The organism is Herbaspirillum sp. RTI4, assembly GCF_034313965.1.
GTDB lineage: Bacteria > Pseudomonadota > Gammaproteobacteria > Burkholderiales > Burkholderiaceae_D > Herbaspirillum.
The window spans coordinates 3,913,194-3,923,613 of record NZ_JAVIWQ010000002.1; the positions used below are offsets into that span (position 1 = coordinate 3,913,194).

At 56.7% G+C, this 10,420-nt stretch carries 11 protein-coding genes; 5 read left to right on the top strand and 6 right to left on the bottom strand.

Features of this window, described 5'->3' with window-relative positions:
• Nucleotides 1-6: 6 nt before the first annotated feature.
• Genes mdcA through dctP form a run of 4 tightly spaced genes read right to left on the bottom strand, consistent with a single transcriptional unit; the run spans nt 7 to nt 4,651 of the window.
• Nucleotides 7-1,674 (bottom strand): malonate decarboxylase subunit alpha, encoded by a 1,668-nt coding sequence (mdcA, locus tag RGU70_RS17475; RefSeq protein ID WP_322210639.1) that lies wholly within the window; start codon nt 1,672-1,674, stop codon nt 7-9.
• Nucleotides 1,675-3,024 carry a TRAP transporter large permease gene (locus tag RGU70_RS17480; RefSeq protein ID WP_322210640.1) on the bottom strand — a complete coding sequence of 450 codons (1,350 nt, stop codon included), beginning with the start codon at nt 3,022-3,024 and terminating at the stop codon, nt 1,675-1,677. It lies immediately after the preceding gene.
• Nucleotides 3,021-3,578 (bottom strand): TRAP transporter small permease, encoded by a 558-nt coding sequence (locus RGU70_RS17485; RefSeq protein ID WP_322210641.1) that lies wholly within the window; start codon nt 3,576-3,578, stop codon nt 3,021-3,023. Before RGU70_RS17485 ends, RGU70_RS17480 begins: the two co-directional genes overlap by 4 nt.
• Nucleotides 3,575-4,651, bottom strand: a complete 1,077-nt coding sequence (gene dctP / locus RGU70_RS17490; RefSeq protein ID WP_322210642.1) for a TRAP transporter substrate-binding protein DctP — start codon at nt 4,649-4,651, stop codon at nt 3,575-3,577. Before dctP ends, RGU70_RS17485 begins: the two co-directional genes overlap by 4 nt.
• A gap of 151 nt (nt 4,652-4,802) precedes the next feature.
• On the opposite strand from dctP, the gene RGU70_RS17495 reads away from it, so the two are divergent.
• From RGU70_RS17495 to RGU70_RS17510, 4 genes are all read left to right on the top strand, one after another.
• Nucleotides 4,803-5,513 (top strand): GntR family transcriptional regulator, encoded by a 711-nt coding sequence (locus RGU70_RS17495; protein WP_322210643.1) that lies wholly within the window; start codon nt 4,803-4,805, stop codon nt 5,511-5,513.
• Nucleotides 5,514-5,991: 478 nt separating this feature from the next.
• Complete coding sequence (locus tag RGU70_RS17500; RefSeq protein WP_322210644.1) at nt 5,992-6,654, top strand: response regulator transcription factor; 663 nt, start codon at nt 5,992-5,994, stop codon at nt 6,652-6,654.
• Nucleotides 6,655-6,941: 287 nt separating this feature from the next.
• Nucleotides 6,942-7,985 (top strand): ATP-binding protein, encoded by a 1,044-nt coding sequence (locus RGU70_RS17505; RefSeq protein ID WP_322210645.1) that lies wholly within the window; start codon nt 6,942-6,944, stop codon nt 7,983-7,985.
• 219 nt (nt 7,986-8,204) lie between these two features.
• Complete coding sequence (locus RGU70_RS17510) at nt 8,205-8,528, top strand: hypothetical protein (protein ID WP_322210646.1); 324 nt, start codon at nt 8,205-8,207, stop codon at nt 8,526-8,528.
• A 393-nt stretch (nt 8,529-8,921) separates the two neighbouring features.
• On the opposite strand, the gene RGU70_RS17515 is transcribed toward RGU70_RS17510, so the two are convergent.
• Both RGU70_RS17515 and RGU70_RS17520 read right to left on the bottom strand, forming a co-directional pair.
• A complete protein-coding gene (locus RGU70_RS17515; RefSeq protein WP_322210647.1) occupies nt 8,922-9,155 on the bottom strand; it encodes a hypothetical protein in 234 nt (77 codons plus the stop codon).
• 161 nt (nt 9,156-9,316) lie between these two features.
• Entirely contained in the window at nt 9,317-9,670 is a 354-nt protein-coding gene (locus tag RGU70_RS17520; protein WP_322210648.1) for a hypothetical protein, read from the bottom strand.
• Here RGU70_RS17520 and RGU70_RS17525 point away from each other — a divergent pair.
• On the top strand, nt 9,580-10,420 hold an 841-nt coding region (locus RGU70_RS17525; protein ID WP_322210850.1), incomplete at its 3' end, for a DUF6402 family protein. The genes RGU70_RS17520 and RGU70_RS17525 overlap by 91 nt on opposite strands.

The window sequence follows — 10,420 nt, forward strand, 5'->3', positions numbered from 1 at the left end:
TCCCGATCACCAGTTTCTGAAGCGTTTAGGCGGGTTGTACAAACCGCCGGAAGCGCGCACCAAATCTTTCATGGTCTTGGCGGCGAGCAAGTCGCGGGTGGCGAGTCGCTTGTCGACGCCGAGATCTTCAGCGCGGCGGATGATGCCGCGATCACGCAGGTTTTCCACCATACGCTTGTCGCGCCCGAGTCCGACTGCGGTATATCCGGCCACGCCGCGAATGGCTTGTTCGCGTTCTTCATCGCTACGACAAAGCAGTAGATTGGCGATACCTTCTTCAGTCAGGATATGGGTCACATCGTCGCCGTAAATCATCACGGGCGGGATCGCCATGTTGGCCTGTTCGCCCAGTTTCCAGGCATCGAGCCGTTCGACGAAAGCAGGCTGCATGTGCTCGCGGAAAGTCTCTACCGTCTGCACCACCAGCTTCTGGCCGCGTGGAATCATGTTCTTGCCGGCACGCGCCTGTTCGCCGGCTTTCAGCCAGGCAGGACTGGCGTGACGACGACCGCGTGCATCCGCACCCATGTTCGGTGCGCCGCCAAAGCCGGAAATACGACCCAGCGTGGCGGTGGAGGAATTGCCCTGCAAATCGATCTGCAAGGTGGAGCCGATGAACATGTCGCAGGCATAGTGACCGGCGGTTTGCGACAGCCCCCGGTTGCTGCGCATGGAGCCGTCAGGCCCGGTGAAAAATACATCGGGACGGGCGCGGATGTATTCCTCCATGCCCAGCTCGGAACCGAAGGAATGCACCGATTCGACGAACCCGGCTTCAATCGCCGGGATCAATGCCGGATGCGGATTAAGCGCCCAGTGCTTGCAGATTTTCCCTTTCAATCCTAGCGAAGCGGCGTAGGTCGGCAAAATCAGTTCGATGGCGGCGGTGTCGAAACCGATGCCGTGATTAAGCCGCTGCACGCCATATTCGGCATAGATGCCCTTGATCGCCATCATGGCCATCAGGATTTGGATTTCTGAAATTTGCGCCGGGTCGCGGGTGAACAAGGGTTCGATGTAATTCGGGGTCGGCGCCTTGACTACGAAATTAACCCAGTCTGCCGGAATATCCACCCGTGGCAGCACATCGACAATTTCATTGACTTGCACGATGACAATGCCGCTTTTGAAGGCAGTGGCTTCAACAATGGCGGGGGTGTCTTCGGTATTGGGGCCGGTGAACAAATTGCCGTGGCGATCTGCCGAGTGCGCTGCGACCAGCGCCACACGCGGCGTCAGATCGACGAAATAACGACCGAACAATTCCAGATAGGTATGGATCGCGCCGATGTTCAGTTTGCCGCTCGAAGCGAGATCGGCCAGACGTCCGGCTTGCGGCCCGGAGAAGGAAAAATCCAGTTTGGCGGCGATGCCCTTTTCAAAGATATCCAGATGTTCCGGCAAGGCCAGCACCGAGAGCAGCATGTGCAGATCATGCACCCGCGCCGGATCGAGACCCGCCAGTGCTTTGGCCAGAAAATCGGCCTGCTTCTGGTTATTGCCTTCGAGGCAAACGCGGTCGCCGGTTTCCAGCACGCTGTACAGCAAGTCAGCGATGCGCGTGGCGGGCAGCAGCTTGCCGCTCAGGTCGGCGCCCAGCGTCGTCCTGGCGCGCGCCAGGCGAGCGTCGCGGTTTTGCTGTTGCCGGTTCCATACTTTTTCAGTGACGGTCATTTACTTCACTCCCATCAACAGGTCGGGCAAACCAGTCGCAATGCCCGGCATGAAGCACAGCAGCAGCACGGCTAAAAACATCAGGCCCAGGAAAGGAATCGTTCCCTTGATCACTTCCGACAAGGGAATATCGGGCGCAATATTTTTGATGATGAACAGATTCAGTCCGACCGGCGGATGGATCAGCCCCATTTCCATGACCACGGTCATGACGATGCCGAACCAGATCAGATCGAAACCGGCTTCACGCAGCGGCGGCAGAATGATCGGTGCGGTCATCAGGATGATCGATACCGGTGGCAGGAAAAATCCCAGCACGATCACCATGCCCAACACCACGGCCAGCAGCAGCCATTTCGACAGATGCAGGTCAACCACCCCTTGCGCCGCCGACTGACTGATGTGCAGGTAACTCATCACATACGAGTACAGCAGCGACATGCCGATGATGAGCAGCAGCATGCCGGATTCCTTGATGGTCGAACTCAGGAAGGGCACCAGATCGCGTGGCTTATAGATACGGTAAACCACACCGATCAGGACGATGGCCAGCAGCGCACCCAGTCCGGCAGTTTCAGACGGTGTGGCCAAGCCGCCGTACAAGGCAACCATCACGCCGATCAGCAGAATCAGGAAGGGCAGCACACGCGGCAGCATTTCCACTTTTTGCGCCAGCGTGAAATGCTCTTCCTCCAGATAGGCCGATTTGACGCCGCTATCGAGATAAATGGCATGCGCCATTTTGTATTCCTTGCGCGCGCGATACACGGCATAGGTCGCAAACAAAGTCACCAGCAAGACCCCCGGGCCGATGCCCGCCAGGAACAGGCGACCGAGTGATTGCTCTGCCGCGACGGCGTACAAAATCATCGTGATCGACGGTGGCAACAAAATGCCCAAGGTGCCGCCTGCCGCGATAATGCCGGCCGCAAAGCCCGGCGAATAGCCGCGTCGTCGCATTTCAGGAATACCCGCGGAACCGATAGCCGAACACGTCGCTGGCGAAGAACCGGCCATCGCTGCAAACAGGGCGCAGGCAAAGACGTTGGCAATGCCCAGTCCACCGGGAACGCGATTGAGCCAGGCGTGGATGGCGGAATACAAGTCTTTACCAGCCGGTGATTTACCGATGGCCGCGCCCTTCAAAATGAACAGGGGAATCGACAGCAAGGTGATCGAGGCGATTTCTTCATACACGTTTTGCGTGACCGTATCGAGCGACGATGCCGGCATGAAAAAATACATGAAGCTGCTCGCCACTACGCCTAAAGCAAAGGCGATCGGCATGCCGGAACACATTACGACAATGGTGACGACACCGTACAAGGAACCTAATATCAACGGTGTCATGCTTGCTCCTTGGTGCCGGTGAGACGGGTCAGTACCTGCACCAGTATTTGCAAAGTGAGTACGCTCATGCCGAGCGCCATCATGGAATACGGAATCCAGAGTGGCGGCGCGAAGGTGGAAGAAGTGGTCTGCCCCTCGGACCAGGCCTCATGAAACAGGGTCCAGGATTTCCAGGAAAAGAAGGCGCAAAACAGGAAGGAAACCAGATCGACGAGGAACATGCGAATCTGATTGGCGCGTGGCGACAGCAAAGTCGCCAGCGCTTCGATCCCGATATGCCCGCGCAGCGATTGCACATGCGCGGCACACAAGAAGATGACGCCAACCAGGACAAACACGGCGGCTTCATCCTGCCAGTCGGTAGGCTGGTGGAAGAAATACCGCACGACCACCGAATAGGTCAGAATCAGCGCCGTCACCATCAATGCCACCATGGAGACGGTCACTGCCGCTTTGTTGAACCATTGCAGCACAAGCGCTACTGCCGCCAGTACCGCATTGGCCGGCACCGGCGCGTTGGCCGGCGGGTGCACATCCAGTCCGCCGTGACTCACAGCAGCTTCTCCGCCAGTTGCAGCAGATTGGCGCAGCTGGCGTTGCGGGCAGCAAAATCTTTCCATGCCGTGACGCGGGCAATGTCCTGCCATTTTTTAACAACGGCGGCGTTGAGGTCAAATATTTTGGAACCGGCTTTTTGGTAGACAACCGCCACTGCGTTGTCATCGACTTGCGCGGCCTTCATGGCGAACTGTTCCATCTCGGCACCGACAGCCATGATTGCCGCTTGCTGGTCTTTGGGCAGGCGGTCGAAGACGGCCTTGGAAATCATCAGCGGCTCAAACATGTACCAGTAAGCCTTATCGCGTCCGGTGGTCAGCGACTTGGTCACTTCTTCCAGTCGGAAAGAAATGAAGGATGTCGATGAAGTCATCGCCGCATCCATTGCACCAGTTTGCATGGCGGCATAAATTTCATTGGACGGCAGCGTGACGACAGCGGCACCGACTTCCTTGAGGATCATATCCATTTCACGCGAGCCGCCGCGAATCTTCATGCCCTTGGCGTCGGCCGGTTCGACAATCGCTTTGCCGCGCGAAGCCACGCCGCCCGCCTGCCAGATCCAGCTCACGATCAACACGCCCTTTTCCGCCAGAATGCGCGCCAGTTCTTTACCGACTTCGGCGTTTTTCCAGGCAGCACCTTGCTGATAGGAAGTCACCAAACCGGGCATCAGGCCGATATTGGTTTCCGCGACTTCGCCGCCGGCGTAATTGAGCGGCACCAGCGACATGTCGAGCGCGCCTTTGCGCATGGCAGAAAACTGGGAATTGGTTTTCATCAGGGACGAGCCCGGATAAATGTCGAACTTCAGCGCACCGTTGGTGCGCTTGCTGACACCCTCGGCGAACATGCGCGTGAGGCGATCGCGGAAGTCCCCTTCGTTGATGGTGCCGCCGGGAAACTGATGCGATATTTTCAGGTTCGTGGTTTGGGCGAATGCCGACGAAGTCCAGAACGGCACTGTCGCGATCGCGCCGAGCAGATTGCGGCGCAATGGAGAATCGGGAGTCGTCTCAGAAAGTGTGGCGGGCAGGGATGCGGAAAGCGAACGCGGAAGCGAAGTCATTTTGTCTCCTTCAGGGGTCGATGGCCGGATCGAGCCAGTCATCTTGTTTTTTTATGAAATGTTTGTGTATACAATGTCTAACAGCGCGCATACATTGTCAAGCACCAAACCACAAATTAACTGTTCCCACTTTTAGCTCTACATCAACATCATGACTCCACCGAAAAAACGCTCCGTCTCGGCCGATCTGCGCGAAGCGATTGAGGAGTGCATCGCAGTCGGCAAGCTCTTGCCCGGCCAGCATCTGGACGAAACCACGCTGGCGCAGGAATTCGGCGTTTCGCGCACTCCGATCAGGGAGGCCCTGATACAACTGGCCTCCATGGGGATCGTCCTGATCCGCCCACGGCGCGGCGCGATCGTGGCCGATATTGGCCCACAGCAATTAGTGGAAATGTTTGAAGTGATGGCGGAACTGGAAGCCATGTGCGGCCGTCTCGCCGCGCGGCGCATGTCGCCCAAGGAACATGCCGCACTGACCGCCTCGCATCTGGCCTGCCTGACGGCCTGCGAGGAGTCCGATCCCGATGCCTATTTTTATCTGAACGAAGCCTTCCACGAACAGATATACAGCGGTAGCCACAACACCTTTCTGGCCGATCAGGCGCGGGCGCTGCATCGTCGCCTGCGGCCGTATCGCCGTCTGCAACTCCGGGTACGCGACAGACTGCATATTTCCTACGACGAACATGCCGCCGTCGTCGCCGCCATCATCGCCGGCGACAGCGAACTGACGGTCGATCTGATGCGCGACCACATCATGATTCAGGGTCAGCGCTTTGCCGACCTGATTGCCTCGCTGAACCGGATGAAAACGGCCTACGAAACGGAAAAACCCACTTTAGGCGAGTCGTTGGCGTAAAAAGTGTGGCATTTATGCCGCAATCTGATCTTTACCGGACAGGTGACGAAATCTCTGATGAACTGTGGAAAGTGGGGCAATTTCAAGGGATGAGCAGAAGCAATGTACTTTGCCAACGCACCGGAACCCCTGAGTAAGCGTAGTGAGCGGCGCAAGCTCAGGACGAGAAGCGCAACCGTACTTGAGTGCATGAGCCTCGCAGCTGGGTAGACACTTACCCCTCCAACGCACCGGAACCCCTGAGTAAGCGTAGCGAGCGGCGCAAGCTCAGGACGAGAAGCGCAACCGTACTTGAGTACGGTGAGCATCACAGTCCTGAGATTACGTCGCGCAGTAGCTTAATCAGGGGTTCCTAAGTTTGTTCTAAGTTTTGGGCCTTATTGTCCGGATACGGACTAGAAAGACATCAATCCGGCACTGGACAAGCCCCCAGGCATGACGATACCTGTGGCATGCAAGCGCCGAATGGATAGGTACGATGAGAGTATTGCTGGTAGAAGACGATCCGATGATAGCCGCCGCCATCCAGCAAGCATTGAAGGATGCGGCGTACGCCGTCGACTGCGTGCATGATGGCAAGAAAGCGCTGACGTCGATCAGCGCGCAGCATTACGACGTCATCCTGCTGGATTTGGGTTTGCCGCAGATGGATGGGCTGGAAGTGTTGCGGCACATCCGCAAAGAACAAAACGCGGTTGCGGTCATCATCCTGACCGCACGCGATGCGGTGGAAGACCGGATTGCCGGGCTCGATCATGGTGCCGACGACTACTTGCTCAAGCCATTTGAAATGGGCGAGCTGCTGGCCCGGATGCGGGCAGTTGCCCGTCGGCACGGCGGCAATGGCAGCCCGGTGCTGAGCAATGGTGCGATTTGTTTGAGCCAGACGACCCGCGAAGCCAGTTTTGAAGGCATTTCCATCCGCCTTTCAGCCCGCGAATTCAGTCTGCTGCAATCGCTGCTGCTGCGCCCGGGAGCTATCCTGTCGCGGCAGGAACTGGAAGACCGCTTATATGGCTGGAATGAAGAAGTGGAAAGTAATGCGGTTGAATTCCTGATTCACTCAATAAGAAAGAAATTTGGCAATAAAATTATTAAAAATATCAGAGGCCTGGGATGGATGGTTTCAAAAGAATTCTGAATAATTCACTTCAATTCAGATTATCTCTCTGCCTATCTTTAATAATCGCCACAGTAACTATCTGCGGCGGCATTATTTCTTTTAAAGCGGCATTTGACGAAGCCAATGAATTTCAGGACGATCACTTACGGCAAATCGCCGGATTGATGCAGGAACATCCGCTTCCGCCTGATTTTTCGATCGCTCAATCGCGAGAACAAATTGCTGATCCGGACTCACAAGTACTGGTTCATGTGATCAGCAGAAAAAACTCTACGGTGCCATTCGGCAGCCATGAAATATTAGAATTGAGCGCAGGATTACCGGAAGGCATACAAACCTTCCAGGCTAAACTCGACCAGTGGCGATTGTTCATCAGAACGCTGCCAACCGGCGACCGTCTGGTCGTCGGGCAACGGACCGACGATCGCGATGAACTTGCCCGTAATGCAGGCTTGCGAACGGTCTTCCCGCTGATTTTTCTGATCCCTGTTTTACTGATACTGATCAACGTCCTGATCCGCCACATGTTGCGCCCCATCACGCGACTGGCCACCGAACTCGATCAACGTCACGACACCGATCTGCAAAGCCTCGATGAACGCGGCGTGCCCGATGAAATCAAGCCCTTTATTGCCTCGATCAACCGACTTTTGCTGCGCGTCGACAAGTCGATGGAAATACAAAGACGGTTTGTCGCCGATGCGGCGCATGAGTTGCGTTCCCCTCTGACGGCCCTCACCTTGCAAGCAGAAAATCTGGCAAAAATTGCCTTGCCGCCCGCCGCCGATGAACGCTTGACGGCGCTGCGCAGCGGCTTGCACAGAATGCATTCTTTACTGGAACAACTGCTGACCATGGCGCGTTCGCAGACGCCGTTACCCGTACCCATCACTGCCATTCCTGTGGCCGATATGTTCAGACGCGTGCTGGAAAACATGATGCCGATGGCCGAGCAGAAAAACCTGAACATCGAAGTCGAAGCGGACCCGGACGCCCTGTTCAGAGGACATGAATTCGATGGCATGACGCTGATAAAAAATCTGATCGACAATGCGATTCGCTACACCCCTTCCGGCGGCAAGATCACCCTGCGCGCACAGCAACAGGGAACGACACTGTCAGTGGAAATTGAAGATACCGGGCCGGGCATTCCTGCGGCCGAGCAGGACAGAATCTTCGATCCTTTTTATCGCATTCCGGGAAGCGGCGAAGTCGGATCAGGACTGGGATTGGCGATCATCAAAACCATTCTGAAACGGATGGGTGCCACTATTTCTCTATTGAATTTAGTGAATCCATCGTCTGAAATTGAAGGCTTTCGATTTACCGTTTTATTTCATCATCAATGATTATTTTTTGCGAATCACAATCGTGATTACGGATTAAAAATAATATTATTATTTATCCTCAAGTTTATCTGCACTCATCCGTTACTTAAAAAGTAAGCCCTTTAAAAAACGGATTCGATGCGCGCATATTAGTAACGTGTCGACCGACATCTGAAAAAATGATTTGAAGCAACACCGCTCAATCAGCGTTATCGCAAACACCAACCAAAGAGGTTTTTTATGTCTATCGCCAGCATCAGCCAGTCCACCGCAGCCGCCAGCGCTGCCGCAGTCAACCCTAAAATGGCTGCATCGACCAAAGAAGCAAAAGAAGCCCCTGAAGCCTCCGAAGAAAGCTCTTCTGCATCAGGCACCACAGCAACAAAAGCACCGAGAGCGGCTGCCAGCCCCAGCACCGTCGTCAACATCAGCCCTTCTGCTCAGGCAGCTTTTGCCCAGGAAGCGACCGAAACTGCAGCGCAAACCGCCAAGGAAGCTCAGGGCGGCGATCAGCAAGCCAAGCGACTGGAAGTCAAACTGGCCGCAGCAAAAACAGGCGCGTAAATAGGGTTAATAGCAGGCCCTAGTATTGATTCCCTGGTATTAAGTTCCTGGTATTAAATCCCTGTTATTAAGTTCCTAGTAGCAAGTTCCTAGCAACAAGCCGATCAGCAAGCCGAAAACAAATCGGCATACAAGCCAAAAGACTGCTTGTTGCTAAAAAAAGCGAAGCATACGAGTTCGTTTCAGATGGAAAACAAAGCCCCCCGCGCAGTGGAACTGTTCGGGGGGCTTTGTACGTCTGGGAGGGATTCTAAGTTCTTATACAGGACTTGCGCAAAAGGCCGCTGGCTAGGCGCATTGCCGCAGGCAGTGCCAGTTAGCACAGAGCAAGACAAGACGAGGCAACAACGCCAGCGGTCTTTTGCGTAAGTCCCCCTATATTTAGAACAGGTCTTATAGCCAGGTCAATCGAATCGCCAGAACATGGCGCTCATCGTGAAACAAGGAAGCTGCTGCGCGCTCCTCTCTCATCAACGCGGACGCAACATCGTCACCGCGAAAACCATCGGCACCGACGGCAGCGCAAATTGCCACTTCATTTCTATCGCTGCATAGCGTCGGGAAGGGAGGAATCGCATGTGAAGGCCCCTGATTCGGTGACGGCGCAGTGCAATCTCGGAGGTTCATTAACAAAATATAGTTTTTTACTATTGGTATTTTTTATTCAGAACACAGGAAAACTCTCTCTATGGCAAAGGTAAAAAAAGTCCCTTACTACGCAATGGCGCGGTCTTTATTCAGAGGAAAAATATGGAAGGAATTCAGCGGCTCAGCGGGCGCGGTGCCTATCAATACCCCGCAGCAGATTTCCTATGAACGACCCGCGCCGGGCACGCCACCGCCGCCGAAATTACCCAAACCACCCAAACCGACGAAAGAACAACTGAAAGCAAAGAAAGCGGAAGAAGCCGCTCAAAAGGCGCTTGCTCAACGTCAGAAAAAACAGCCCGCACCCAAGCCGAAACAAGCAGAACCCGCAAAACCGCAAATTCTTGACGCAGAAGAACGGGAAAAGCTGCCGGAATTTGACCTTCAGGACATTCCCGGAGCCATGAGAAAAATTGGATGGCCGATAGCGGCGAAGTTGGCTGAGAAATGGTTTGCTGGGGCCGCGCATGTTTATGATAACAAAATAAATTCATTACAACCTTTGGACGAAACTATCATCACACTTAATTGGGCTTTGAAATATAAAAATGTTAAAGATAAATTTAATAATTTATTAAAAAAACAATTATGCAAACGTGTGCAGAAAAAAATAGCCCTCTCCCTTTGGGTTCCCCGCGCGCGCGCGCGCGCGCGCGCGCGCGCGCGCGCGCGCGCGCACACACACGCGCGCGCGCGCGCGCGCGCGCGCGCGCGCGCGCGCGCGCGTGTGGGCGCGCGCGCGCGCGCGCGCGCGCGCGCGCGCGCGCGCGCGCGCGCGTGTGTGTGTGCGCGCGCGCGCGCGCGCGCGCGCGCGCGCGCGCGCGCGCGCGCGCGCGCGCGGGGGGGGGGGAAAAAAAAAAAAGGGGGGGGCGTGTGTGTGTGTGTGTGTGTGTGTGTGCACACACACACACACACACACACACACACACACACACACACACACACACGCGCGCGCGCGCGCGCGCGGGGGGGGGGGGGGGGGGGGGGGGGGGGGGGGGGGGGGGGGGGGGGGGGGGGGGGGGGGGGGGGGGGGGGGGGGGGGGGGGGGGGGGGGGGGGGGGGGGGGGGGGGGGGGGGGGGGGGGGGGGGGGGGGGGGGGGGGGGCGACACACACCCCCCCCCCGCGGGGGGGGGGGGGGGGGGGGGGGGGGGGGGGGGGGGGGGGGGGGGGGGGGGGGGGGGGGGGGGGGGGGGGGGGGGGGGGGGGGGGGGGGGGGGGGGGGGGGGGGGGGGGGGGGGGGGGG